Raw genomic sequence first — 24143 nt, 5'->3', positions numbered from 1 at the left:
CGGCCGGGCCGGCCTGTCATGAGTCCTGAAAGGAGTAATGCCTTGAACCTTTTGTCCAGGGCCAGACCTGACCGCGCACCGAAGACGGCACGGGCGGCATCGAACCTCGCCAGCCTGGGGCTTTTGATCGTTGCGTGTACTTTTCACTTGCCGGCGCTGGCTGCAGGGGTTCCCGCCAACACTGTTTCTGCACCGGCAAGCCAGTCGGGCGCTTCGTCCCGGCGGGCAGACTTCAGGAACACTGAAGTGTCGCCGCAGGCGCGCGATACCGCCAACTGGGTTGTGGACTCGGGTGACAATCAGGGTATGCCGTTCATCATCATCGACAAAATGCAGGCCCGGGTGCTGGTGTTCGATGCCCTTGGTCGGCTGGGTGGCTCGGCCTCGGCGCTGTTGGGGCTGGCCGTTGGCGATGACTCTGTGCCGGGCATCGGGCAACGTAAGTTATCCAGCATTCTCCCCCATGAACGCACCACCCCGGCAGGGCGCTTTGTGGCGTCACTGGCCCCCAATCTGAAGGGTGAAGAAATTCTCTGGGTGGATTATCAAAACGCTATCGCAATGCACCCGGTGGTGACCAGCAACCCGAAAGAGCACCGGGCCGAGCGTCTGGCGTCGTCCCGTCTTCAGGACAAACGCATCTCTTACGGCTGCATCAACATACCGGCGGACTTTTACCTCAGCCATGTCAGCCCGGCTTTCAGCGGCACCAATGGCGTGGTGTACGTGCTGCCGGAAACCCGTTCGAATGCAAGCGTGTTTACCTCGTACTATCAAGTCAAGTAACGCCTTCACATTGGCCACCTGAGCGCCTGTGTGCTTCTACTGCTCTCTCTGAGCGTCCCAATGCCTCGTTGTGCTCGTCAACAGCCTGCAGGCACCCGAGTCCGTCCTGATAGAGATCGCTCTGTTCGCAGCCATGCCCGGAAGGGCTGGCAAACTTATTGAATGTTGCGCCCTCGGGCTGATCTATAGCCTCGGCGTCTTTGAGTTTTGCGAGGCTGTATTCATTGTTGTGATGGGTGGTCCCGGTGCTGTGATTCCGAGCGTCGATTCGGTTCACCACCCCATTCAAAAGATTCAGGAAAAGTAGAAATGGAAAAAGAGGCTTTTTTGCAACTGCTTGCTGTCGAAGGATTCGGCACCGTCGTTGAGGTTGAGCGCGAAGCGTTGGGTACGCTGGACTCGCATGCCCACAACTTCGAGGCGATGGCGCTGGTTCTGCACGGTAGTCTGGTGATCCATAAATCCGGTGGTGATTTCACCTATAGCACTGGAGATATTTTTCATCTGGAATGCAACGAACCCCACTCGGAAGTCTTTGGTGAACATGGCGTACGCTATTTGGTGGGAAGAAAGTGACGAAGCTGGCATTTCAGCCTGGATTCAAGTGATGTCAGACGTACAGGAAAGACCATGTTCGAACATCTAGACCTCAACGCGCTGATCGCCGCCTACGGCTATTGGGTGATTTTTCTGGGCTGCCTGCTGGAAGGCGAAACAGTGTTGATCCTCGGCGGCATGGCTGCGCACCAAGGCAATCTGCAATTGCTGCAAGTGATCGGCTTGGCCACGTTGGGCGGTATGCTCGGCGATCAGTTGCTGTTCTGGACCGGACGTTATTCCGGGGAGCGCCTGCTGCCTAAACTCAAGCGTCACCAGTCTGCTATCAAGCGGGTCGAGGGTCTTATCCAGCGTTACCCCACGACCTCTGTATTCGCTGTTCGCTTTCTCTACGGCATGCGCCTTGTGGGGCCCATGGTGATAGGTGCAAGTGGCCTGTCGCCCTGGCGTTTCGCGCTGATCAATGTCCTGAGTGCGGCAGTCTGGGCGACCCTGTTCGTCTGCGCCGGCTATTGGGCCGGAGAGGCATTACAGCATTTACTTGGTGACCTGAAGCCGTATCGCCTGCCGATCTTCCTTGCGGTGGTAGCACTGGTGACCCTTGCGGCGCTGGTACGGTATGTGCGCCGCCGAACCAGGGCAACGCATGATTGAGGCGGTGGCGTCGACAGGCTTTTAGGCCATTGGCCATAGGATCGAATCCCGCACGATCCACCATGCCGACTCCCAGGTCACACAAGAGGCACTGCAGTACAGAGTTTCAAGTAGGCGACTGGTCACGCTCAATACGTTGGGATAACTGTTGTAAAAGATCCTCATCAAAGACTCGCCCCTCTCGGCGGGAGGCAGAGGTCTGCACATTCTGGTCCAGACTTCTTTCCAGCTGCGCTCTTATGTTGTCACTCATAAACTGTCCATTTCTCCGATCCGGTCGGGGAGCGAAATCAGCATCGTGTGTATTTTCCTCTGACGAAGAGAGACTGCTCGTTTCCGACGGGCCTGCGCTACGTGCATCCTCAGCCGGGAGCCAGTGTTCCTCATGAAAATCTGCGAACTCTTGCTTGCTGAATTCGTATTGCAGACCACGCGGAGTACTAAGCGTGGTGGCAGGTACAGATGCCGATGGTGGCTGTGATTGTTTGTCCGACACCTTTTGAAAAGGCGCTGTCGCCAGCTTGCGCAGTCTCGCGCCTGCGATTGTTACATGGGCGACGGGTAGTGCGGTCATGCGGCTATTGGAGCGACCATCATTGACGCGCATATCAGCAAGCTTGCTTGCCATCTTGCGCTGCATACTCTGCTTGTCGAAGCGTTCAACGTCTCTCTTCAACGCCTTCTGTTCTTCAGCAATATCGCCCTGTGATCGCTGCTTCAGCTCCGGTAGACTTGCAGTAGCAGATGGGAGAGAAGAAGGCTCTTCAGCTTTTACTTCGGACAATTCACGGGCGTGCTCCAAAATAACCTTTGTGATACTGCCAGCTTCGGTTTCGAAGTACCGCTCTGCTCGAAACGCGAGCGCCTCAAGTTCAAGTTTGTCGTCATGAGGCATGAAGTTGGCCAGTAACAGACCTTTCTTCTCATCCAGAATCGCACTGACGCCGAACTGAACGACAGGCTTTTCCCGAGCTGGATTGGGAATGAAGAGATCCTTTGCCAGTGCATCGCAGGCCGAACTGGCGAGTAGTCGTTGCGTGGAAGTCCCATGCGCTCTCAGGCGCTGAAGATAATTCTCGGTACGAGGCGTTACACGGCTTTTCAGATTGACTCGCGACGGCGCTGCTGCCCCTACGCTGCTTGAGGCTGACGCAGATTGCGCCGCATTTACCTGGGCTGGGTGCGTATCAACAAAAGCCGATGGGCGATTGACCTGCATGTAGTGCCTCCTAAAAATCTGGAAAAATCTTTAGGCTGAGTGGCCGAGGCTCAAATCTGGTTCCGTAATTCCTTGGTCCTTGAGGCCCGGCCATAGCGTTGTCGTGCGCCGGTACGATCATCTTACGGTGCCGAGTGCACCTCACTCTTTCGGAAAGTCTGCTCCGGTGCTGATGTCGCGAACCTGCTCGATCTGCTTCAAGCGTGCCTGACGATCAGCCACTACGGCGTCATATCCCCAGCTGCCCAATACAAGATGACGCGGCGCATCGGGTTTTTGTGTCAATGCGATCATGGCCTCTGCGGCACGTACCGGGTCTCCGGCCTGATTTCCGTTCGATTGCCTGGTCGACTCCAGACGCTTGGCGGCGGTGTCCTTGTAGTCGTCGATACGCGATGGCGTCTGGCGCAACGAGCGTCCCGCCCAGTCGGTACGAAACGGCCCCGGCTCTACGCACGTGACGGAAATCCCCAATGGTTTGACCTCCGCGAGCAGCGCGTCGGAAAAACCTTCGACGGCGTGCTTGGAGGCTGCGTAGTAGCCCGATCCCGGAAAGCCGATCAGGCCGGCGACCGAGGTGATATTGATGATGTGACCGCTGCGTTGCTCACGCATGATCGGCAGCACCGCGCGGGTAATGGCGAACAGGCCAAACACGTTGGCGTCGAACTGGGCACGTATTTCAGCATCCTCGCCTTCTTCGATCGAGCTCTGATAACCGTAGCCTGCGTTGTTGACCAGTACGTCGATTCTGCCGAACTGCTTCTTTGCGGCGGCCACCGCGGCGTGTATCTGGTCCGCCTTGCCGACGTCGAGGTCGACAGCCAGCACCTGGCCTTCTGCGCCCTCGGCCAGGTCTGCTACTCGCGACTTGTCCCTGGCCGTTGCGACGAGGCGCCAGCCGCGAGCGATGACGAGTTTGGCCAGTTCGCGGCCGAAGCCGGTGGAGCAGCCGGTGATGAGCCAAACCGGGGTATTGGTCGATTCGCTTGCCATGTCATTTTCTCCTTCACAAAGGGGGGCTGAAGGTTGTGACAGGGCACAACGTGTGTCGTTTCATTGGCGGGCTGGTCGGAATGAATGCGTTATCAAGCGGTTTTCAAGAATGCTTCTCATCGGTGTCTGCTGAGCCAGAAACAGCTGTTAAATCAGTTTTTTGGCGCTAGAATCGGCGCGCCTTCAGAAGTCTGGCCGATATCCACCGGGTATCAGCCATAAGCCTTGGTTGCAGATGGCGCAGCCTCTGTCAGGCTTTTTTTATTGCCTGTATTTCGGGTGTAAACTTGCCTTTCGCGCACTGGCGCTTTCAGGTCCCGTGAACATGACACAGATCTCCGAACGTTTCCTGGTGCAGGCGCATCTCGATGCCAAACAGCCCAGGACGTTGAGCCCGGCAGAGCAGGCGCGTTACCGTGCCGACATCGCTGCGCAACTCAAGAAGCAGGACGCCGTGCTGGTCGCTCACTATTACTGTGATCCGGTTATCCAGGCCCTGGCCGAGGAAACCGGTGGCTGCGTGGCCGATTCTCTGGAAATGGCGCGCTTCAGCAATAACCACGCGGCCAGCACTGTGCTGGTGGCGGGTGTCCGTTTCATGGGTGAAACCGCGAAGATCCTCAACCCTGAAAAACGCGTGTTCATGCCGACGCTCGAAGCCACCTGCTCGCTCGATGTGGGTTGCCCGGTCGACGAGTTTTCCGCTTTTTGCGACCAGCACCCGGAGCGTACCGTGGTGGTGTATGCCAATACCTCGGCAGCCGTCAAAGCCCGTGCGGACTGGGTGGTGACCTCTGGCTGCGCGCTGGAAATCGTCGAGAGCCTGATGGACAACGGCGAGAAAATCATCTGGGCGCCAGACAAGCACCTGGGCCGCTACATTCAGCGCGAAACCGGTGCCGACATGCTGTTGTGGGACGGTGCCTGCATCGTCCACGAAGAGTTCAAATCCAAGCAGCTCGAAGACATGAAAGCCCTGTACCCCGAGGCTGCGATTCTGGTCCACCCGGAATCGCCGGAAGCGGTCATCGAGCTGGCTGACGTGGTCGGCTCCACCAGCCAGATGATTGCCGCAGCGCAACGCTTGCCCAACAAGACGTTCATCGTGGCCACTGACCGGGGCATCTTCTACAAGATGCAGCAGCTGTGCCCGGACAAGATCTTCATCGAGGCGCCTACGGCCGGTAACGGCGCGGCGTGCCGGAGCTGTGCACATTGCCCGTGGATGGCGATGAATACGCTTGAGCGCACCTTGCAGTGCCTGCGTGAGGGCAGTAACGAGATATTCGTCGACCCGGCGCTGATCCCCAATGCCGTGCGCCCATTGCAGCGCATGCTGGACTTCACTCAGGCAGCGCGCTTGAGACAGGCAGGCAACGCCTGACCGCTGTGATGAAAAAGCCCGACTGAAGTGTCGGGCTTTTCATTCGTGGCTGAATCGGGCGCCTTGCGACGCCGGACGATCAGTTCATCATGTCCTTGACCATCCGCTCCTGCTCGATCAGATCCTTTTGTCGCGCGTCGATACGTGACGCCAGCTGAAAATTATTGGCCGCACGGCGTTTGGCGAAGTCCAGCTGCTGGATCGCCTGACGGAAATCACCGACCAGCGCAAAGTACTCGGCGCGCGCCTGATGCAGGCCGATCGTATTGCCGTTCAGGCCCCGGGTTTCCGCCACGACGTACCAGATGTCCGGATCATCCGGGCGGGTCTTGAGCAGTGCTTCAAGGCTTTTTTCAGCCTCGGCCGTGCGGTTCTGCTTGAGCAGCACGTCGATACGCACGTCATTGAGCGGATAATTGCCGGGGTACAGCGTCAGCATGCGATCAACACGCTGCTGCGCATCGGCCAGCCGGTTATTGGTGATGTCCAGGTCGATCTGCGTCAGGTTGTAGGTGATGTCGTTCGGCGCTTTTTCGAGCAATGGCTTGAGGGTTTCCCTGGCCTCGTTCAACTGGCCGCCCTTGATCTGCGCGATGGCCAGGCCATAGCGAGCCGGATCGGATTTCGGGTTTTCAACCAGTTGCGCACGGAAGCGCTTGGCGGCGATGCCAGGCGTTTCTTCGTAGATCAGTGCCACGCGGGCGCGCATCAGTTGATACAGCAGGCTGTCTTCCTTGCCGCCCGGTTTGGCCTGTTCGGCACGGTTGCGTGTGTCGGCGATCCGCGATTCGCTGACCGGGTGAGTCAGCAGAAACTCCGGAGGCCTGGCGTCGAATCGATACTGACGCATGAGACGCTCGAACATGGTCGGCATGTTGCGCGGGTCATAACCGGCTTTCTCCAGATTGAGAATGCCGATGCGGTCGGCCTCCTGCTCGTTCTGGCGCGAAAAGCGCCGTTGTTCCTGGATCGCGGCGGCCTGCGAGCCGGCGATGGCAGCAATACCGGCGTCACCGGCGCCTGCGGCTGCCATGACGATGCCCGCCAGCATCGCGGCCATGACCGGCACCTGCATGCGTTGCTGGGCCTCGATGCCCCGGGCGAAGTGGCGCTGCGACAAGTGGGCCAGTTCGTGAGCCAGCACCGAGGCGTACTCACCCTCGGTCTGAGCATTGAGAAACAGGCCGCCGTTGACGCCGATGATGCCGCCGGGTGCAGCAAAGGCGTTGAGTTGCGGGCTGTTGATCAGGATGAATTCAAGCCGCCGGTCCTGAACCTGACTGGTCTCGGCAAGGCTGTAGACCGAAGTTTCGACGTAGTCCTTGAGTTGCGGGTCCGACAGCTGTGCCACCTGACCGCGCAGCAATCCCAGCCACGCACGGCCCAGACGGTGCTCCTGTTCAGGGGAGACAATCGAGGAGCTGGCGTCACCAAGCGAGGGGAGGTCATCCGCCATGCCGTGTGTAGCGAACAGGCAGGCGAGGGTGAGCAGTGTAGGACGCAAAAAATTCATGCACGAAGCTCTGGTCAGAAGAACCTGTACTGTAGCTGGCTCAATGGCGTGCTGACCAGAGTGAGGTATTCTTGCCGTCTTGTTCGCCCTGCCTTTTCGGACCTGCTTTGTAATTCGATGTGTCCGCCTGGAGAGAAACGATGTCTGACGCTGTAGTGCGCCCCGAGGCCTGTGACGCCGAACTGGATGCCAGTGGTCTCAACTGTCCGCTGCCCCTGCTGAAAGCCAAGATGGAGCTCAACCGCCTGGCCAGCGGTGCGGTGCTGAAAGTAATTGCCACCGATGCCGGTTCGCAGCGGGACTTTCGAACCTTTGCCAGGCTCGCCGGGCACGAGTTGCTGCATGAAGAGGTCGATGCCGGGATTTATCGTTACTGGCTGCGCAAGGCCTGACCCACTGCCGCGTTTTTTTCCGAAAAGGATGTTTGATGTTCAATGTGCTTCGCAATTGGGTGCAACGCTACTTCTCTGACGAGGAGGCAGTGGTACTGGCGGTCCTGCTGTTTCTGGCGTTCACCCTTGTCCTGACGCTGGGTGGCATGCTGGCTCCGGTTCTCGCCGGTCTGGTGCTGGCGTTTCTGATGCACGGTCTGGTCAGTGTTCTGGAACGCCTGCGCCTGCCTGAAATGGCCGCCGTCGGTCTGGTGTTCACCTTGTTCATCGGCGTATTGCTGGTGTTCCTGCTGGTATTGGTGCCGTTGCTCTGGCACCAGATGATTACCTTGTTCAACGAAGCCCCGGGCATGCTTGCCAAATGGCAGTCGGTGCTGTTGTTGCTGCCCGAGCGTTACCCGCACCTGGTGTCTGACGAGCAAGTGCTGCTGGCCATCGAGGTCGCCCGTGGTGAGGTGGGCAAGATCGGTCAGTTGGCGCTGACGTTCTCGATCTCCAGCTTGCCGTTGCTGGTCAACCTGATGATCTATCTGGTGCTGGTGCCGATTCTGGTTTTCTTCTTCCTCAAGGATCGGCACATGATCGGCCGCTGGGCGCGTGGCTATCTGCCCCGCGAGCGTGCCTTGATCAATCGGGTGGCGGATGAGATGAAGCGTCAGATTGCCAATTATATTCGCGGCAAGGTCATCGAGATTTTCATCTGTGGGGGCGTTACCTACATCGCTTTCGCCGCGCTCGGGCTCAATTACGCAGCGCTGCTGGCAATGCTGGTCGGCATATCGGTGGTCGTGCCTTATGTCGGTGCGGTGGTGGTCACCGTGCCGGTGGCATTGATCGGTCTGTTCCAGTGGGGCTGGGGTGATCAGTTCATCTACCTGATGATCGCTCACGGGATCATTCAGGCGCTGGATGGCAACGTGCTGGTGCCGCTGCTGTTTTCCGAGGCCGTCAATCTGCACCCGGTCGCAATCATCTGCGCCGTGCTGCTGTTCGGTGGGCTGTGGGGGTTCTGGGGGATCTTCTTTGCGATTCCGCTGGCGACCCTGTTCAAGGCCGTGCTCGACGCCTGGCCTCGCAATGAGCCGACGGTAGCACCTTTGCTTTGACGCGATAGCCGCGACATCAGGGCTTAATCGCTGCGGCACGTGGCGCGCCGCAGCGGGTAGGCGGATCAGCCCTTGTTCAGGGCTTCGGCCTGCGCCAATACTTCAGCCACATGGCCCGGCACTTTCACACCGCGCCATTCCTGACGCAGTACGCCTTCCTTGTCGATCAGGAAGGTGCTGCGGTCGACGCCCAGGTATTCCTTGCCATAGAGCTTCTTGAGCTTGATGACGTCGAACAGCTGGCAGACCGCTTCGTCCTTGTCCGAAATCAGCTCGAACGGGAACGACTGCTTGGCCTTGAAGTTTTCATGGGTTTTCAGGCTGTCTCGGGACACACCGAGCACAACCGTGTTGGCTGCCTGAAACTGCGCGATGTGGTCACGAAAGTCCTGGCCCTGCGTAGTGCAGCCGGGCGTGTTGTCTTTCGGATAAAAATAAATCACGACCTGCTGACCCTTGAGCGCAGACAGCTCGACAGTCTGTCCGCTGGTAGCGGGTGCCTGAAAATCGGGAACCGGATGATCTACTGTGACAGTCATGAGGACTCCTTACATTGGGGCTTGTGGGCGCCAGGGTTCGATCAGTGCGTCCAGATTCAACGCATCGGCGAAATCGAGGAATTGATCGCGCAGCCAGCTGATCTGCGTCCCGGCAGGCAGTGTCACCGTGAACGTGGCGTTGAGCATGGTGCCGCCGGTCTGCGGAGCCTGGTAGGTATCGCAGATCAGGTTCTCCAGCTCGACGTTGTGGTCAATGAAGAACTGGCACAGCTCATTGATGATGTCCGGGCGGTACGCCGAGCTGACGTAGGCCACGTAGGGCAGAGCTTCAGGGCGGTTCTCCAGGGTGGCGCTGCGCACGACGCTGGTCGTGAACGCATGCTTCTTGGAGAGGCTCGACAGGCCGGTTTCAAGGCGCGCCAGAGCGTCCCAACTGCCCGACACCTGAAGAATCAGCGCACTGCACTCGCCGTGGCGGGTGAGACGCGAGGTGACGACCGAGCAGCGGTTTTCATGGCTGGCGCGGCACAGGACGTTGGTCAGCTCCATGGGGTTTGCGCCAAGGGCACTGATGACAAGGAATTGTTCGCGAACTGTGGGGGTGGACGACATGCAGCATTCCTAGACGATGAGCGGTCGGTACTTTTTCGGACTTGCGGGGCTGTTTCGACAATCGATGGCGCAAGATAACTTGCCGGGTCCCTCGGCGCCTGGCTTGCATGGATATACCATGACAGGGCTGGAGTGCGCTGGGGCAGGGCTTCTGGCGACAAATTCGACCGATTGAGCGAGGTGCGCAGGTGACCAGTACCGATCAAAGGACGAAGGGTAGCGAAAACCATCGCTCAGGGGAATGCTCAGAGCGCGGTACTTTGCTTGTACAAGGCTGATAGCGCCAGTACCATTACGGCTCTCTTTTTCCGGCAGGAGCGGTTGCATGATTGCGGGCAGTATGGTGGCACTGGTCACACCAATGGATGCACAAGGTCGTCTGGACTGGGACAGCCTGAGCAAACTGGTTGACTTCCACTTGCAAGAGGGCACCAACGCCATTGTTGCCGTAGGCACCACCGGTGAGTCGGCGACGCTGGATGTGAACGAACACATCGAAGTCATCCGCCGGGTGGTCACTCAGGTTGCAGGTCGCATTCCGGTCATCGCCGGTACAGGCGCCAATTCGACGCGTGAAGCTGTCGAACTGACCACCAACGCCAAAAATGCGGGTGCCGACGCGTGCCTGCTGGTGACGCCTTACTACAACAAGCCGACTCAGGAAGGCCTGTTCCAGCACTTCAGCCACATCGCCAACGCAGTCGACATCCCGCAGATCCTCTACAACGTGCCTGGCCGTACGGCCTGTGACATGCTGCCGGAGACCGTTGCGCGTCTGTCGAAGGTAAAAAACATCATCGGCATCAAGGAAGCCACCGGCAACCTGCAACGCGCCAAGGACATCCTGGCCAGCGTCAGCAGCGATTTTCTGGTGTACTCCGGCGACGACGCCACAGCCGTCGAATTGATGCTGCTGGGTGGCAAGGGCAATATTTCCGTCACCGCCAACGTTGCACCGCGCGCCATGAGCGATCTGTGCGCAGCGGCCATGCGCGGCGATGCGCAAACGGCCCGGGCGATTCACGAAAAGCTCATGCCGCTCAACAACACCCTGTTCATCGAATCCAACCCTATCCCCGTGAAGTGGGCGTTGCATGAGATGGGTTTGATGCCAGACGGTATCCGTCTGCCGCTTACCTGGCTCAGCGAAGCCTGTCATGAACCGCTGCGTCAGGCCATGCGCCAGTCCGGCGTCCTGGTTTAATTGAGGAAGTATCACGCAATGAAGCGATTGGCCGGACTTTCCGCACTTGCTCTTATTATCTCCAGCACCAGCGGTTGCGGTTGGCTCTGGGGCGAAGATGGTTACTTCCGTGATCGCGGCAGCGATTACCTCCAGGCGACCCAGACCCCCCCCATGCAGCTGCCCGCCGATGTCAGCGGCGTCAAGCGTCTGGATCCTTTGCTGCCGATCCCGCGTAACGTGGCTGACAGCACTCAGAAAGACGGCGAGTACACGGTGCCCCGTCCTCAGCCGCTGGGCACGACTTCCGAGTCGAGCGACTTCAGCCTGCAGAAGAGTGGTGATGCGCACTGGATCCTGGCTCAGCGTCAGCCGGCCGAAGTCTGGCCGGTGGCCCATCAGTATTTCGAAGACAACGGTTTCCGTATTGCTGAAGAGCGTCCGCAGACGGGCGAATTCAGCTCTTCCTGGCAGCGCCTCGATGAACTGTCCGCTTCGGTGGCCAAGCGTCTGAGCGCTGCTGGTGTCTCGGCCGACTCGGAAACCCGTGTACGTGTTCGCATCGAGCCGGGCGTGCAGCGTAACACCAGTGAAGTCTACGTAGTCAGCGTCGAGCGTCCTGCCGGCAGCACTGCCGACGTGGCCTTCCCGACTCGCACCACCAACCTGGGCCTTGATGCCGCACTGACCGACGATCTGTTGGCCAGCATGGGCCGCAACGCCGAGAAGGGCGGTTCGATTTCCCTGCTGGCGGCACGTGACTACGACACCCCAAGCCGTGTTGCCTTGAGCGAAGACGGCAGTGGCAACCCGGTATTGAACGTCGGTGCCGATCTGGATCGCGCATGGTCGAGCGTCGGCCGCGCGCTGGATCAGGGCGACTGGCGTGTCGAGGACATCAACCGCAGCCTGGGTCTGTACTACATCAACCTGGCCGAAAAGGCCAAAACGCCTGAAAACGAGCCTGGTTTCTTCGGCCGCATGTTCGGCAGCAAGTCGACCAAGGAAGAGATCGATGCCCGTGCCGAGCGCTATCAGGTCCGCCTGAGCAAGGTCGGTGACAACGTTCAAGTGACCGTCGAGAAGAACATCAACACCGTAGCGCCTGCGGATATCGCGCGTCGGGTGTTGAGCGTTATTCAAGACAACCTGGGTTAAGTGCGTTTCGCGGTTCTCGGCAGCGGCAGTCGTGGCAACGGCACGCTGGTCGCAAGCAACGAGACGTACGTATTGGTCGATTGCGGTTTCTCCCTGCGGGAAACCGAGCGGCGCCTGGCTCGTCTGGGCGTCTCGGCAAGCCAGCTGAGCGCCATTCTGGTGACCCACGAACATGCCGATCATGTGCATGGCGTGGGGCTGCTGTCGCGGCGCTACAATGTGCCGGTCTACCTCAGCAGCGGGACCTTGCGCGGAATGCGCAAACCGGTGGAAATCGCCGGCCTGCTGGCAGGCGGGGAGAGTCTGCAGATCGGCGCACTGGACATAGATGTGGTGTCGGTCGCTCACGATGCACTGGAACCGACGCAGTTCGTCTTCAGTGACGGCAAGCGCCGCTTCGGCCTGCTGACCGACCTTGGCTCTTACTGCTCCAACGTATTACAGCGTTATCAAGGCCTGGATGCCTTGATGATCGAGGCCAATCACTGTCGCGACATGCTTGCCCGAGGCCAGTATCCGGTCTTTCTCAAGCAACGCGTTGGCTGTGAAACCGGTCATTTGAACAACCATCAGGCTGCCAGCCTGGTGAGCGAACTGGGATGGCAGGACCTTCAGCACCTGGTGCTGGCGCATCTCAGCAGCAAGAACAACCTGCCGCATCTGGCCCGGCAATGTTTCGTCGACACCCTCGGGTGCGACCCGGACTGGCTGCAACTGGCCGATCAAGATTCAGGGCTCGACTGGCGACATATCGCCTAGCCCAACTACTTAGCAAGCGGAGCCCATCATGGAAAAACGTGAAGAACTCTACCGCGGCAAAGCCAAATCGGTTTACAAGACCGACGACGCCGACCGCTTGATCCTGCTGTTCCGCAACGACACCTCGGCGTTCGACGGCAAGCGCATCGAACAGCTGGACCGTAAAGGCATGGTGAACAACAAGTTCAACGCCTTCATCATGCAGAAGCTTGAAGAAGCGGGTATTCCAACCCAGTTCGACAAGCTGCTGGGCGACAACGAGTGTCTGGTCAAGAAGCTCGACATGATCCCGGTCGAATGCGTCGTGCGTAACTACGCTGCTGGCAGCCTGGTCAAGCGTCTGGGCATCGAAGAGGGCACCAAGCTCAATCCGTACACCTTCGAACTGTTCCTCAAGGACGACGCCAAGGGCGACCCGTTCATCAACGAATCCCACGTTGTGGCGTTCGGCTGGGGCACCGCCGAGCAACTGGTTCGCATGAAAGAGCTGTCGATCAAGGTCAACGATGTGCTGACCAAACTGTTCGACGACGCCGGCCTGCTGCTGGTCGACTTCAAACTCGAATTCGGCGTATTCCACGGTGAAATCGTCCTCGGTGACGAATTCAGCCCGGACGGCTGCCGCCTCTGGGACAAGGACACCCGTAAGAAAATGGACAAAGACCGCTTCCGCCAGGGTCTGGGCGACGTCATCGAAGCCTACGAAGAAGTCGCAAACCGTCTGGGCGTGCCGCTGTAAGCGGAAAAAACACGCAAGCGCTTGATAGCACGAAAAAAAACAGCAGAAGGGCTTCGCCTTCTGCGCTGATGCTGTTATGATGCGCGCCGTTGGAGAGATGCCAGAGTGGCCGAATGGGACGGATTCGAAATCCGTTGTACCTTCACCGGTACCTAGGGTTCGAATCCCTATCTCTCCGCCATACATAAGGCCCCGAGCGTTAATCGCGCTCGGGGCTTTTTTCGTTTGGGGGAATTTTGGGGGAATGGGGGAGGATGTTATTCCCCCGTACCACCGGTTATGATTCCCCTATGGCCTACTACGAAAAGCGCGGCGATGCCTGGCGAGCCCAGATTCGGCGCAAAGGATACCCCACGATCAGCGCCACCTTCGACACCAAGGCAGAAGCCCAGCGCTGGGCTGCCGAAGTCGAAGGCGATATGTCGCGCGCCCGGTTCGTAGATATTCGCGAGGCAGAGTCCACCACCCTTTACGAAGCCCTCAAGCGATACCTCAAAGAGGTTTCGAAAGGGAAGAAGGGCGAAAAGCAGGAAAAGGTTCGTATCAAGAAGTGGCAGGCATCAGAGTTTGCCACCAAGTCCCTTGCAGCCATCCGATCCAGCGACATGGCCAGCTACCGCGACGCTGAGTTGGGCCAGGGCAAATCAACAGCGACCGTGCGTCTTGATCTGGCTGTGATCAGTCATCTCTACACCGTTGCTTCCAAAGACTGGGGCATCGAAGGGCTGACGAACCCATGCCGCGCCATTCGCATGCCGAAGGGCAGCAAGCAGCGTGAGCGCAGGCCTACTGCCGAAGAGCTGAAGGACATCTACAAGCTGGCGGGTGAAATGAATTCGGAGTTACCGGTGATTATCGAGCTGGCGGTTGAAACCGCGATGCGACGTTCCGAGCTGGTAGCGCTGCGTAAAGATCAGGTACGTGGGAGGGTTGCGTACCTGGAGGACACCAAGAACGGCGAGCGCCGGGCGGTCCCGCTGTCATCGCGGGCGCTGGCTCTCTTGGAGGGGTTGCCCACGCCGATTGCTGGGGGCAGGTTCTTTCATTTGAAAGCTGACACGGTCAGCAATTACTTCCCGCTCGTTTGCGAGAAGGCAAAGATTACCGATCTTCGACTACACGACCTGCGGCATGAAGCGACCAGCCGCCTGTTCGAGCGCGGCTTTACGCTGATGGAAGTAGCCTGCATCACCGGGCACAAGACGCTAGCTATGCTTAAGCGCTACACTCACCTTTGCCCACAGGGTCTGGCCGAAAAGCTTGGCTAGCAATGGGTGATCTCAGGTTCTTTAGAAACTCATTACCGGAAGTATCAGGGAGGTTGTCATCATCAAGTTTAGTGATAGAAAGTTGCTTTGGCTTGTGTACACCGTTCTTTTCGGCATGGTTCCTATTTTTGTGCGTTTGATTGTTGCTGGTCTAGTCAACGGTGGGAAAGTACCTTGGCTGAGCGCATCTGACCTCATATCGCTCGGAATCGTGATCCAGATCTCAATTCTGGCTGAGATCAGATACAACGAGTCGCACGAAGCCGATTGGAAAAAAGCGGCCGCAGGATTATCCGTTCTGGCAGTTCTTTTCTATGCTGTGCTTTATGCGTTTTCGCTGTTGGCGGATGTTTATGCCGACATAAACGCCAATGCTATATTAATAGTGTCAGCGGTTATGGCATTAGGCTCGCTTGTAATTTGCTGGGCTGTGTTTGATAGGATCACTTATCTGTCTGCATCTGCGAGAGAGGTATCGGCATGATAAATATTCTGGTAATAGCCATAGGCGGCATTTTTATTTTGGTGGCGTTTTTGTTCGCGGCTTGGTCCGCTAACAATACTAGAAAGATTGATGTCCGCGAAAAATATTATAATGAATTTATGAAAAGGAAGTCAGAGCGTGAGAAGCTTCGTATATCTAGATGAGTACAAGATGTATTCCCTTTCTTCGCAGATAATGGAAGGCGTAACTGACTTTGTCTTAAAGGAGTCGCGTCAGTCAGATACTGATGTAGAGAAACAGAAAGGTCCTCAGGACAGCGGAAAGAAAATGGCTGAAATCATTGAAACGACTTCAGCCAGCATGGAGAAGAAGTTCCTTCATGATTATGCTTTCTCAATATTTGAAGAGAAGCTTATCGAGCTTGATAAGGTAGTTTCTTTGACTGCTGATTCAAGCTTTGATGAGCTGGTGGGTGATGAGAGAGGGCGAAGACTAGTCAGAGTCAAAGCGAAAGCCAACTTTCTAGATGCTTTCGACGTGATAAAAACTCTCGAAAACCTTGCCAGTATTCAGGATGCATTTACAATCGTTGGTGCCAACGATCGCCGAGAGGAAATCATCTCGCAACTGGCGGAGATGGATGGGAAGAATGCCCAGAAAGGAGCTTTCGTCGCGCTGAGGAATGAGCTTGAGCACTTGTCAAAGTCGCTGGTACCTCGCGAGAAGCAGGCAAACGATAAACTGTATTATAAGAGCATGGCCGCTATCTTGGAACATGGGTTTAAAGGGAGGTTGGATGTTCGGATGAACTTGAGTGATTGTAAAGTGTGTGCCGATCTTAAAAGATCTTGCTTGAAGGATCCTGAGGATTTCATATTTAAAACATATTCTAGGGCGTCGCAGATTGAGCTGGTTTTGCTCGGCGTGGCTACCCAACTGAGGCCCGCAGGAGAGGCATTAGATGATATTGACAATCTGCCTGCGGCGGAGTCAACGATGGGCGAAATTATTGCCAACAGCACAAGCGCAATGAACATCTTGGAAAATCACTTTTACCGAAGTCAGGGTAATCAGGTTTTCATCGACCCTATCGCTCTCTATCTTGAGCTGTAACAGCAAGGTGGGCCTGCATACCGTGTTCAGGGCTGCAGGTCCGAGTTAGGCCACCTCTCTCAGTGTCGGAGGCGTCTTCCGCTTCCGGCCTGCCTTCACCTTATCGTGCTCCCCGTCGCGAAAATCGCGCAGGAATTTTCGCACATCCTCTTTAAGCCAGCAGTGCTTGCCGCCCATTTTGAAGCTTGCGGGCAGCCAGTTAACGCCTCGGCGGATCCCTTCCCTGATTGATGCTTCGGTGCGGCCAAGCATCTTGGCCAACCCCTCAACATGTACAACCTCTGTTTCTTCAGACATAAGTGCTCCGGGCCGCCCTGGGCGGCGGAAAGGGTTAAGATTTTGATGCTTTGGCGTGACCGACGCAGACCTTGGTCGGCTCGCCTTGTTCGTCGAAGTGCGCGTGACACATGAAACCTTTCTGGTCGTGCGCCATAAATTCCGCATCGCATGTGGTGATGGGCGATTGGTTGGCAATAGACCCAAGGCGGTAGGCGCATCCGTGGCAAGCGCCGGCGGGATCGCACTTGCTCGCGATCAGCACGCCCTGGCAAGCGCCTATGATGGTTGGCAGGTTCACTCCCGTGAACTTATCGGGGTGGACGCCGCACTCTTCAATTAGCACCTGATCGCTCATCTCAGCGCAGTTTTCCGCGACCGAGTTGGCAAGACCAATCAGTTGGGCCGTGAATTCCACCAGCCTCTGTGAGCCATTGAGTCGAAGATAGCGGGTCAGAGCTTCCCGCCGCATAGCAAGGTCAAGCTGGGCAATACCTGCAAGATCGGAGGCATCGCTCCGGGTCATGTTGTATTCAATGTTTGCGGCCATATCGATTCCTAGCCCGTCGATCACCGGCAGGCTCTGTAGGGAAGAGGTAATCAGGCAGGTGCCTCTGATCACTGCTATGGTCCACGCAGCCAGCAGGAGCTGGCGCAACACCAAGGAGCGGTCATGGAATGCACCACAACAGCGGATGAGGTTTACGGCCCGCGCAATGCCAAGCTCGGCAGGCGGGCGGTGGACGGCAATATCTGGTCAGGCACAACGATGATTTTCAGAATCATCGATGATCGGGTCTACTCAATGCACGAGCAGTACCTGGGCCGGCTCAAGTACGGCATGGCCATGACTGACAGGGGAGAGCTGATTTTCATGGTGCGGTAGGGTCACGATGTAACGCGCTTGAACTCGACGACCCAGACCCACGGGTTTGCGTTCCAGTCGCCTCCTACGGATGTCCAGAGCAGCTCGAACGATTTGCGCGGGTCAGCGCTGTAGGTTTCGATCCCATCGACGTGCCACCACTCACCGAGTTCGGCATGATCGGTGTAAAGCCGCACGCCTTCGGCTCTGGCCTGATCCTCGCTGATAGCCTGCAACCGCTCGACGCGCACGTCAGTGATCTCCAGCAGGATGCGGCTGACCCAGCGCGGCATGTGGATGGATGGCCGCCACCGGCCTTCTTTGCCGCCGAGCAAATCTTCTGACCAGCAGGCAAATTGATAGGGCTTCGAGCGCGGATCGTCGTAGTTGAATGCGCCGTCCTCATCAAGGAAGCTGGCTTCTTCCATCAAGTCGCGCACGTCGCCGTCTGCTCGATACGCGATGCCTGGCGCGCCCTGCAAATTCACGTCTGACCACGTCTCTCGCACCCAAAGCCGGTCGCCGACCTTGCCGTATGGACATAGGTCGGAGTTGCCAGGCAGTGCCAGAAAGGCAGGCTCGAAACCGGCAGCCAGACAATCCAGTGCGGCTGGCTTCTTCACCTCGCGGCGCGTGACCGTCTTCCGGCCTGACAGGATGGCGCGCATCATCGGCGCGCTGAACAGGATCGGTCTTTCTTTGATGTTCGCCATGAATTACTCCACGCCGGCAAGGTATGTAGGCTCATTGGCTTCTGCCAGCCACTGACGAAGGCAGCCGCACTCCGCGTGTGGCGTATCTTCATCGATCCACTGCTTGTCGAGCATGCTTTCGCTTGTGAGCTCTACATCCCAGTCGTGGTACGTGCCAGGTTCTTCACCGTTCATTTCCTCCAGCACCTGGCGGGCACCGGCTTCGTCGACCGCAGCAACCCAGTCTTGATCTCCCACCTGAAAGCAGAGCAGGGCTGGGCGTGCAGGTTGACTGCCGTTGAGTTCAAAATCATCAATTTGGTTTTCGATGGGCATGACTTCGTCCTTGCCGCACACGCGGCTGACATTGAATTGATTGAGAGGGGGTGGTTACTGCGGGGTGTTCGGGCGCACCGGGCAAAAGTGAGGCCCTGTCAAACCCTTGGAGAAGCGCTTTATGAGTTCAAGTATCGGCCTTTCGGCGGTTATACTCGGTTGTGTCGGCACTGCCTGGGCCGCTGTACGCCAGCAGATTGGTTTGTTTGTCACGAATCGCCGCCGAGCGCTGGCGGTTTCGTAAGCGGCTCACCATCCGGCACTTCGCGCGGATCCAGCTTGGTCCAGAATGCCAGCACCTTACGGCCACTACCCTTGTACGACCCCAACCAAATCCCTTCCATCCGCTCGTACGAAGTGCTGATATGACCCTGCTTGACCTTACCGCTAAGCTTCCCAAGCCCATCCGGCAGGCGGTAGAGGGCGACAGTCTCAAGTTCGGGATCAAGCGTTTCCAGTTGGCCAATCAGTTGGCGAACAGTCTTCGGCGCTCCCCACGCCACCGGCTCTTTCTGCGGATGAAGAGCTTCTGCCTGCTGTTCAAAGTAAGTCTGCGTCACGGTGCGCATCTGTGTGAAAACGCCGCACGGGCCGAGCTCTTGAACTTCATCCTCGATGCGACTGAACTGGCTACGCAGCCAGCCGGGTATTGGGTGATTGCTCATAATTTTTCCCCTGTGTATTCACGCCAAGCGACCTTAACGCCCCTGACCAGAAAGCCCCACGTACCTTGGTAGGGGCCTGATATGAAGAGGGTGTACACGCCGCCGGGCGACACTTCGTCGATGCGGTGGTATTCGCCGTGCTTGAGCCGGGCGGTGTCGCCCGGCATCCGGTCGATGTACCCGGTGAGTTCCATGGCTGCGCCTGGCGGAAGGCCTACATCGAGCAGCCTCTGTTCCGTGTACCAACCACGTAGGATCACCGTGCGTGCATTCCACGGATGGTCGTGCAAGTCCCGGTCGGCGTCGGGTCGCATGATGTGGTGCACGCGGATCGACCAAGGGCACCAGCGGAAGCGCCCGAGGTGAGTTTCCCGGTCGTAGGCGTTGAACAGCCACCAGCGGCCCATGTACACCTCTCGGCCATCAGCTGACCGTATGTGCAGGTATGGGGTGCGCTTTGCGCGGGTGATGAGCCAGGCAGCGATTGCCGGGCGCGCGAGTAGCTTTGCGAGCAGTCGCCAGAAGAGATTGATCATAGGTTTACCTGGCCAGGTGGCGTGATTCGCGGAAGTGGGTTAGTGAGTTACGCGGAGGCGATGATGTCGGCTTCGGCCATCTCGCAAAAAAAGGAGCAGGAAGGCAGTTTTTCGTTGCGGCGCACCGGGCCTTCGCCCAGATCGCGCAGTGAAAAACGCACATTGGTCGTCCTGTTACGGTGCAGGTAGGAGCCAGAACCGAGAGTGTCCTGTACCTGGCAAAGCGCCTCGAACTGCTCCGGGAAATCTTCGCGTATCGCGCGAAAGTATCCTTCGCCACCCTTCACGCAGCCTATGCAGTTGGCGTTGTCATAACCCATGCGATACATGACAGGAAGCTCGATACCGGCTCTCTGGATCATCGCTTTGCAGTCTTCTTTGCCGAGCCCTCGATCAATCAACGGAGCGATCACTGGGCGATCTGGATTGCGCTCGCGGAAGTCTTCCAGGCGGTCGGCCTCTTCGGCGGTATACCCGAAAACCATCACATCGCCAGGCTGTTCCAAAGTAGCTAACAATCGACGCTTGAGCAGCTTCGTGCACGGCGCGCCGTATTGGTTCTTCATGAACCTCTCGCGACGAAACACCTGGATGATATCGGCGCCATACTTGGTATCGCGGAGAACCGTCACCGGTCGACCGAACCAAGCCTCACAGTCAGCCAGAAATCGACGGTTGTCGGGGTGCTCGTTCGCCAGGTAGGCGTTGAGGATCTGCACGTCATGAGTTGCGCCATAATCGGCCAAGGCCAGCTTCGTGGCCACCGCCGAGGCAGCACCGCAGCTGAACTGGCAAACGATGCGGGGTAAGTGATCAGGCATGGTTCATCCTCGCCGGGGTGGCGTGAGTCGTTGAAGTGGTTCAGATAAAAAGTGTGGGCGTGTCAATAAAAAAGCGCCGGGAGTACCGGCGCGTAACGCTTTGAAGTTAGGCGGCGAAGCTGCCCAGAGCCAGCTGAGCGGCATCGCCCACCTTCGCTTCAAGCACTGACTTGAACTCTTGCGCGATCTCTTCGCGCTGCACGTCCTCGCCCACCCAGCGCAGCTTCAACACCGGCTGTGCGCCGCTGGTGATCACCGAGATTCGCAGGATGATTTCGCGCTGCTGCAGGCCTTCAAACGGCACGGCCGAGAAGATCAGCGACGTGGGCAGGGTTTCCTTGCTGGTCGCCTCGATGGCATCCATTGCGCTGCGGCTGGCGCGCGTCTCGCTGACAGTGTGATCGCTTTCCGACGACGCCTTGACCGTGATCGTGCGCACGGCGGCGATGGCTTTGGCCAACGGGATGTTCTGCAGCTCCTCACCGACCGCCGACAGGGTGCTGTGCCAGTCTTCAATCCAGTCGCTCATATCCTTCTGCGACATGGCTCGGCCGCTGATGGCCTGCACGGCCTGATAGGCAGCGGTGGGCTTGAGCTTCAGCACGGCGCGATCATCTGCGTGGCCCGGCACTTCCTCGTTGCCCAGGTTGAACAGCACCGAACAGGTCATTTCGTCCTGATTGATGAAGCCTTTTGCGTCGGCGACTGCGCGGTCGGACACGTATTTGGCGAAGTCCGCCAGGGAGTTGGTGGAGAACGTGCCACGGAAGCGACTGCGGCCTGCGCCGAATTGCTCAAGGTTCACGATCTTCGCGCCTTCGGGCAGCACGATGGTGGGCGTGACGGTGTCCAGGACCTTGCCGTCCGCGATCAGCGCGGTGTCGGTGATCAGTTGAATTGCTTCTTTCGTGAGGGACATATTTCAGGTCTCGCTTGGTGGGAGGGTGATCAGTCGCGGCGTGGGATAGGTGCATCGTCACGCGTGAACAGCTGGTCGTGCTTTTCGGCGAACAGCGTGATGTTGCCGCCGGAGCCAACGTGCATTGGCGTGTCGAGGCTGGTGTTCTCGCTGCGGGTGCCGCGCTTGGTCGGCACCTTGTAGTCGAGCTTGTGTTTGATCTTCACCTGGCTGGACTCGCCGATCTGGGAGAAGTCCAGGGTGATGACCACCTTCCCGGCTTTGCCGTGGTCGACGACGCCGGCGGCAACTTCGGAAAGGGCGTGGCCGATCTGGCTGGCGAAAGCCCCGCCATTCAGTTCGTTGAGGAATTCACTGGTGTCTGTCGGCTTCGACATGGTTGTTTCTCCGGGGGCTTGATTCCACTGGGTGGGATGTTGAGTTGAAGAGGGCGGCGGCGATGGTTGGCGCGGGACTGCAAACGCCTCATTTCGGGCTTGGCCCTTGCAGCGGGTAGTCGATGTTGAATTCACGGATCAGCCGCTTGATCATCGTGTTACTCAGTCCGAGCTCGACGACGGCGGCCTTCTGCGATATGCCTCGGTCGCGGGCGGCTTTGATCCGCACTACGTTCAATGCGTCAGCTACCGGATCGGTCTGATAGGGGATTAGGTTCGACGCCGGGCTGAACGCCTTGTATTCGAAGCCATGCACGCGGGCCATCTTCCGAAGCCTGTAGATGCTCACGTCAGTTTTGCGCATGACATCGGTGATCGTCATTGTCTCGGCAAGCTTGCGGATGACCTCTACCTGCTCGGCTCGGGCGTTGCAGCGGTCTTGGATCACGTCTTGCGGCGCTGCGGCCCGCATTGCTTCTTTAGTCCGCCGACGCGGTAAAGGCTGGCGCGCGACCGGTGCACTCATCCGGCCGTATTCCTTTGGCTTGGGCTTCAACGGAAAGCCGCTTTTGGTTTCGATCACGCCGCCGCGCTTGAGGAACGCCGCCACCTCAGCCTCGAGGATGGCGGACCGCTCTTTGTTGCGCTGAATCGTGCTCAGCTCTGGACTGATCATCAGCTGGCACCGTACAGCGCGAAGAGCGCCAGGCCGGTAGCGATGGCAGCAGTCCAGCGCAGCATGTGAGTTGCGAACGACCGCTGACGTACAGGCTGGGCTTCCAGTTGATCAGCGGCCTTGCAAGCCGCGCTGTGGCCTCGAACCACGCCACGCACATCGCCGGTCGAGCGCTCGACGATGCCGAACTCGTTATTGCCGTTCGGCACGACCGTGAAGCGCGGCAGAGCTGCCGGGTTCTTGCGGCCGACCTTGTCGTAAAACTCGGCAGTGGAAAGGTTGCAGCGCTGGCGCAGGCCTTCGAGGATTGCACGACGCTGGCTGATTGTCTGATGCATATGAGGCTCCTTGACCGCATTGGCCAGATGCCAGGCGCGGGTGACCAAACCCAGCCGTGAGACTGGCCTGGCACCTGCCGATGCGGTCGTTTGATTTAGGGGAGGGGTACTGCAGGCTTGAAGCTGCATTGGAATGTCGGGCCGCACCATTTTTTGCAATCGACGTCCGGGCTTCGCCACAACCTGATTGCTCTGGAGACGCTTTTTTCATGTCCCGCCGACATTCCGATGCAGCCTGGCGCTATGACAGGGGTCGGGCAGTTTTCGTCAGGCTGACGCTGGCGCTGGTTTTCAGATAATCGCTGTCAGGGTCTTGGAGCCATCGGCGGCTGTGCTGGTGATCGACATACCCACCATGTGATGAGCTCCCTGTTGAATTGCTTGAGCGCACCGTTTGTAGCGAGGGTCGAATACCTCATCGCCATCTGGCAGATGGGTTGTACAGGTCAGCGTGGAACAGTCCTCGCCATTGGGCCCCTCGCCGTCGTGGGCAATGCTGAAGCTCGCCACCATCGCGATACCGTTCTGCCTGGCAATGTCGACGATCTGCTTAATCAGAGGGCTGATCTGATCGTCGTAAACCTGTTCTTTGTTCATGTTTGCTCCTGATGGTTGGATTGATGCTCAGCAGATCGCAGCCACTGGCCTGAGCTTGTCCGAGCCCTTACGGCTGATCTTCTGTTCGTACCCGCCCCGGCGTGACTCGGGGGCTCTGCGCTCGCGCCTCATCGATTCATCGCCCAGCACGGCGTGCAGAACGATCACCGACATGAACAACAGGCAGAGCGGGGAAATGATCTGTCGGCGCATGGCCTCGGCGATCATCGCTGTCTGGCGATTCACGCCGAGCTTGAACATGGCGACCGACAGCCGCTTGACTACCGTGCCCGGCGCGATGCCGAACGTGCGGGCGATTTCCTTGGCTGTGCAGCCCTGGGCCGCTGACAACAAAAACTGCAACTCTCGCGGCGCAAGACCACGGCCGAGGTGGCCTCTCCATGCCCCACATACGATGGTGGTGTCCATTACGTTTACTCGGTGGTTGTCATCCCAAAGCACCCGGCGAGCCAGGTGCTTCAGTGATGCTGTCCAACAGGTGATTCCGTTCTCTGTAAAGAGCTTCGTCCAGTCGGTCCCGTTATCCGGGGCTGGGAGATCACTTCGCTGATCCCGTGCTATCTGGCGGCTTCACCAGTCTTGTGGTCGATCCGAGACGGCGTGCAAGGGCGTCGTTGCGTTTCGATGGATGCAATTTAG

32 protein-coding genes and 1 tRNA gene are annotated in these 24143 nt (G+C 58.1%); 15 read left to right on the top strand and 18 right to left on the bottom strand.

Features of this window, described 5'->3' with window-relative positions:
• Nucleotides 1–42 precede the first annotated feature (42 nt).
• The 3 genes from BLR20_RS07835 to BLR20_RS07820 all read left to right on the top strand — a co-directional run bounded on the left by BLR20_RS07835 (nucleotide 43) and on the right by BLR20_RS07820 (nucleotide 1998).
• Nucleotides 43–786: a hypothetical protein gene (locus BLR20_RS07835; RefSeq protein WP_187625241.1), complete on the top strand. Its 744-nt coding sequence runs from the start codon at nucleotides 43–45 to the stop codon at nucleotides 784–786.
• A gap of 309 nt (nucleotides 787–1095) precedes the next feature.
• The gene (locus BLR20_RS07825) at nucleotides 1096–1362 is read left to right on the top strand and encodes a cupin domain-containing protein (RefSeq protein ID WP_010432184.1); all 267 of its coding nucleotides are present in this window, start codon (nucleotides 1096–1098) and stop codon (nucleotides 1360–1362) included.
• 54 nt (nucleotides 1363–1416) lie between these two features.
• Entirely contained in the window at nucleotides 1417–1998 is a 582-nt protein-coding gene (locus BLR20_RS07820) for a DedA family protein (protein WP_010432182.1), read from the top strand.
• 106 nt (nucleotides 1999–2104) lie between these two features.
• Here BLR20_RS07820 and BLR20_RS07815 read toward each other — a convergent pair whose 3' ends face one another.
• Nucleotides 2105–3217, bottom strand: coding sequence for a hypothetical protein (locus tag BLR20_RS07815; RefSeq protein ID WP_054993117.1), 1113 nt, complete (start codon nucleotides 3215–3217; stop codon nucleotides 2105–2107).
• A 141-nt stretch (nucleotides 3218–3358) separates the two neighbouring features.
• The gene (locus BLR20_RS07810; RefSeq protein WP_054993116.1) at nucleotides 3359–4213 is read right to left on the bottom strand and encodes an oxidoreductase; all 855 of its coding nucleotides are present in this window, start codon (nucleotides 4211–4213) and stop codon (nucleotides 3359–3361) included.
• Between the two features lie 325 nt (nucleotides 4214–4538).
• Here BLR20_RS07810 and nadA point away from each other — a divergent pair, with 325 nt between their 5' ends.
• A complete protein-coding gene (nadA, locus tag BLR20_RS07805; RefSeq protein ID WP_010432175.1) occupies nucleotides 4539–5597 on the top strand; it encodes a quinolinate synthase NadA in 1059 nt (352 codons plus the stop codon).
• 79 nt (nucleotides 5598–5676) lie between these two features.
• On the opposite strand, the gene BLR20_RS07800 is transcribed toward nadA, so the two are convergent.
• Entirely contained in the window at nucleotides 5677–7110 is a 1434-nt protein-coding gene (locus BLR20_RS07800; protein ID WP_010432172.1) for a M48 family metalloprotease, read from the bottom strand.
• Nucleotides 7111–7250: 140 nt separating this feature from the next.
• Here BLR20_RS07800 and BLR20_RS07795 point away from each other — a divergent pair, with 140 nt between their 5' ends.
• Nucleotides 7251–7502 carry a sulfurtransferase TusA family protein gene (locus tag BLR20_RS07795; RefSeq protein ID WP_003317380.1) on the top strand — a complete coding sequence of 84 codons (252 nt, stop codon included), beginning with the start codon at nucleotides 7251–7253 and terminating at the stop codon, nucleotides 7500–7502.
• 35 nt (nucleotides 7503–7537) lie between these two features.
• The gene (locus BLR20_RS07790; RefSeq protein WP_010432167.1) at nucleotides 7538–8608 is read left to right on the top strand and encodes an AI-2E family transporter; all 1071 of its coding nucleotides are present in this window, start codon (nucleotides 7538–7540) and stop codon (nucleotides 8606–8608) included.
• A gap of 65 nt (nucleotides 8609–8673) precedes the next feature.
• On the opposite strand, the gene BLR20_RS07785 is transcribed toward BLR20_RS07790, so the two are convergent.
• Both BLR20_RS07785 and BLR20_RS07780 read right to left on the bottom strand, forming a co-directional pair.
• Nucleotides 8674–9147 carry a peroxiredoxin gene (locus tag BLR20_RS07785; RefSeq protein WP_003317382.1) on the bottom strand — a complete coding sequence of 158 codons (474 nt, stop codon included), beginning with the start codon at nucleotides 9145–9147 and terminating at the stop codon, nucleotides 8674–8676.
• A 9-nt stretch (nucleotides 9148–9156) separates the two neighbouring features.
• Nucleotides 9157–9720, bottom strand: coding sequence for a glycine cleavage system transcriptional repressor (locus tag BLR20_RS07780; RefSeq protein WP_003317383.1), 564 nt, complete (start codon nucleotides 9718–9720; stop codon nucleotides 9157–9159).
• A gap of 325 nt (nucleotides 9721–10045) precedes the next feature.
• Between BLR20_RS07780 and dapA the strand changes: the two genes are divergently transcribed.
• From dapA to BLR20_RS07740, 8 genes are all read left to right on the top strand, one after another.
• A complete protein-coding gene (gene dapA / locus BLR20_RS07775; protein ID WP_010432162.1) occupies nucleotides 10046–10924 on the top strand; it encodes a 4-hydroxy-tetrahydrodipicolinate synthase in 879 nt (292 codons plus the stop codon).
• An 18-nt stretch (nucleotides 10925–10942) separates the two neighbouring features.
• Nucleotides 10943–12061: an outer membrane protein assembly factor BamC gene (gene bamC, locus BLR20_RS07770; RefSeq protein ID WP_010432159.1), complete on the top strand. Its 1119-nt coding sequence runs from the start codon at nucleotides 10943–10945 to the stop codon at nucleotides 12059–12061.
• Entirely contained in the window at nucleotides 12062–12820 is a 759-nt protein-coding gene (locus BLR20_RS07765) for an MBL fold metallo-hydrolase (protein WP_010432157.1), read from the top strand.
• A gap of 28 nt (nucleotides 12821–12848) precedes the next feature.
• A complete protein-coding gene (gene purC, locus BLR20_RS07760) occupies nucleotides 12849–13559 on the top strand; it encodes a phosphoribosylaminoimidazolesuccinocarboxamide synthase (RefSeq protein WP_010420439.1) in 711 nt (236 codons plus the stop codon).
• Nucleotides 13560–13650: 91 nt separating this feature from the next.
• Nucleotides 13651–13740: transfer RNA gene (locus tag BLR20_RS07755), tRNA-Ser, on the top strand.
• Between the two features lie 109 nt (nucleotides 13741–13849).
• The gene (locus BLR20_RS07750; protein ID WP_074594572.1) at nucleotides 13850–14827 is read left to right on the top strand and encodes a site-specific integrase; all 978 of its coding nucleotides are present in this window, start codon (nucleotides 13850–13852) and stop codon (nucleotides 14825–14827) included.
• A 94-nt stretch (nucleotides 14828–14921) separates the two neighbouring features.
• Nucleotides 14922–15311, top strand: coding sequence for a hypothetical protein (locus BLR20_RS07745; protein ID WP_143009983.1), 390 nt, complete (start codon nucleotides 14922–14924; stop codon nucleotides 15309–15311).
• A 138-nt stretch (nucleotides 15312–15449) separates the two neighbouring features.
• Nucleotides 15450–16385, top strand: coding sequence for a DUF6414 family protein (locus BLR20_RS07740; RefSeq protein WP_054994492.1), 936 nt, complete (start codon nucleotides 15450–15452; stop codon nucleotides 16383–16385).
• A gap of 45 nt (nucleotides 16386–16430) precedes the next feature.
• On the opposite strand, the gene BLR20_RS07735 is transcribed toward BLR20_RS07740, so the two are convergent.
• Nucleotides 16431–16682, bottom strand: coding sequence for a hypothetical protein (locus tag BLR20_RS07735; protein ID WP_054994493.1), 252 nt, complete (start codon nucleotides 16680–16682; stop codon nucleotides 16431–16433).
• Nucleotides 16683–16716: 34 nt separating this feature from the next.
• A complete protein-coding gene (locus tag BLR20_RS07730) occupies nucleotides 16717–17322 on the bottom strand; it encodes a hypothetical protein (protein ID WP_162235686.1) in 606 nt (201 codons plus the stop codon).
• Between the two features lie 12 nt (nucleotides 17323–17334).
• Between BLR20_RS07730 and BLR20_RS07725 the strand changes: the two genes are divergently transcribed.
• Nucleotides 17335–17547 carry a hypothetical protein gene (locus tag BLR20_RS07725; RefSeq protein WP_054994495.1) on the top strand — a complete coding sequence of 71 codons (213 nt, stop codon included), beginning with the start codon at nucleotides 17335–17337 and terminating at the stop codon, nucleotides 17545–17547.
• 2 nt (nucleotides 17548–17549) lie between these two features.
• Here the strand turns inward: BLR20_RS07725 and BLR20_RS07720 are convergent, their stop codons facing one another.
• The 11 genes from BLR20_RS07720 to BLR20_RS07670 all read right to left on the bottom strand — a co-directional run bounded on the left by BLR20_RS07720 (nucleotide 17550) and on the right by BLR20_RS07670 (nucleotide 23912).
• The gene (locus BLR20_RS07720; RefSeq protein ID WP_054994496.1) at nucleotides 17550–18239 is read right to left on the bottom strand and encodes a hypothetical protein; all 690 of its coding nucleotides are present in this window, start codon (nucleotides 18237–18239) and stop codon (nucleotides 17550–17552) included.
• A gap of 3 nt (nucleotides 18240–18242) precedes the next feature.
• Complete coding sequence (locus BLR20_RS07715) at nucleotides 18243–18554, bottom strand: hypothetical protein (RefSeq protein ID WP_054994497.1); 312 nt, start codon at nucleotides 18552–18554, stop codon at nucleotides 18243–18245.
• A 209-nt stretch (nucleotides 18555–18763) separates the two neighbouring features.
• Nucleotides 18764–19219: a hypothetical protein gene (locus BLR20_RS26910; RefSeq protein ID WP_074594570.1), complete on the bottom strand. Its 456-nt coding sequence runs from the start codon at nucleotides 19217–19219 to the stop codon at nucleotides 18764–18766.
• The gene (locus BLR20_RS07705; RefSeq protein ID WP_054994498.1) at nucleotides 19216–19755 is read right to left on the bottom strand and encodes a hypothetical protein; all 540 of its coding nucleotides are present in this window, start codon (nucleotides 19753–19755) and stop codon (nucleotides 19216–19218) included. The genes BLR20_RS26910 and BLR20_RS07705 overlap by 4 nt, the downstream gene beginning before the upstream one ends.
• A gap of 47 nt (nucleotides 19756–19802) precedes the next feature.
• Complete coding sequence (locus BLR20_RS07700) at nucleotides 19803–20576, bottom strand: hypothetical protein (protein ID WP_054994499.1); 774 nt, start codon at nucleotides 20574–20576, stop codon at nucleotides 19803–19805.
• Between the two features lie 106 nt (nucleotides 20577–20682).
• The gene (locus BLR20_RS07695) at nucleotides 20683–21495 is read right to left on the bottom strand and encodes a YfdQ family protein (protein WP_054994500.1); all 813 of its coding nucleotides are present in this window, start codon (nucleotides 21493–21495) and stop codon (nucleotides 20683–20685) included.
• A gap of 29 nt (nucleotides 21496–21524) precedes the next feature.
• Entirely contained in the window at nucleotides 21525–21872 is a 348-nt protein-coding gene (locus BLR20_RS07690; RefSeq protein WP_002553171.1) for a hypothetical protein, read from the bottom strand.
• Between the two features lie 88 nt (nucleotides 21873–21960).
• Complete coding sequence (locus tag BLR20_RS07685; protein WP_054994501.1) at nucleotides 21961–22548, bottom strand: hypothetical protein; 588 nt, start codon at nucleotides 22546–22548, stop codon at nucleotides 21961–21963.
• Nucleotides 22548–22886: a hypothetical protein gene (locus tag BLR20_RS07680; protein ID WP_054994502.1), complete on the bottom strand. Its 339-nt coding sequence runs from the start codon at nucleotides 22884–22886 to the stop codon at nucleotides 22548–22550. Before BLR20_RS07680 ends, BLR20_RS07685 begins: the two co-directional genes overlap by 1 nt.
• Nucleotides 22887–23177: 291 nt before the next feature.
• Nucleotides 23178–23483 carry a hypothetical protein gene (locus tag BLR20_RS07675; protein WP_010439459.1) on the bottom strand — a complete coding sequence of 102 codons (306 nt, stop codon included), beginning with the start codon at nucleotides 23481–23483 and terminating at the stop codon, nucleotides 23178–23180.
• A 27-nt stretch (nucleotides 23484–23510) separates the two neighbouring features.
• Nucleotides 23511–23912, bottom strand: coding sequence for a helix-turn-helix domain-containing protein (locus BLR20_RS07670; protein ID WP_003364229.1), 402 nt, complete (start codon nucleotides 23910–23912; stop codon nucleotides 23511–23513).
• Nucleotides 23913–24143 lie beyond the last annotated feature (231 nt).

The sequence above is a fragment of the Pseudomonas congelans genome (genome assembly GCF_900103225.1).
Classification (GTDB): domain Bacteria; phylum Pseudomonadota; class Gammaproteobacteria; order Pseudomonadales; family Pseudomonadaceae; genus Aquipseudomonas; species Aquipseudomonas congelans.
The sequence above is the reverse complement of the archived record's forward strand: the minus strand, read 5'-3'. Positions and strand labels throughout refer to the sequence as shown.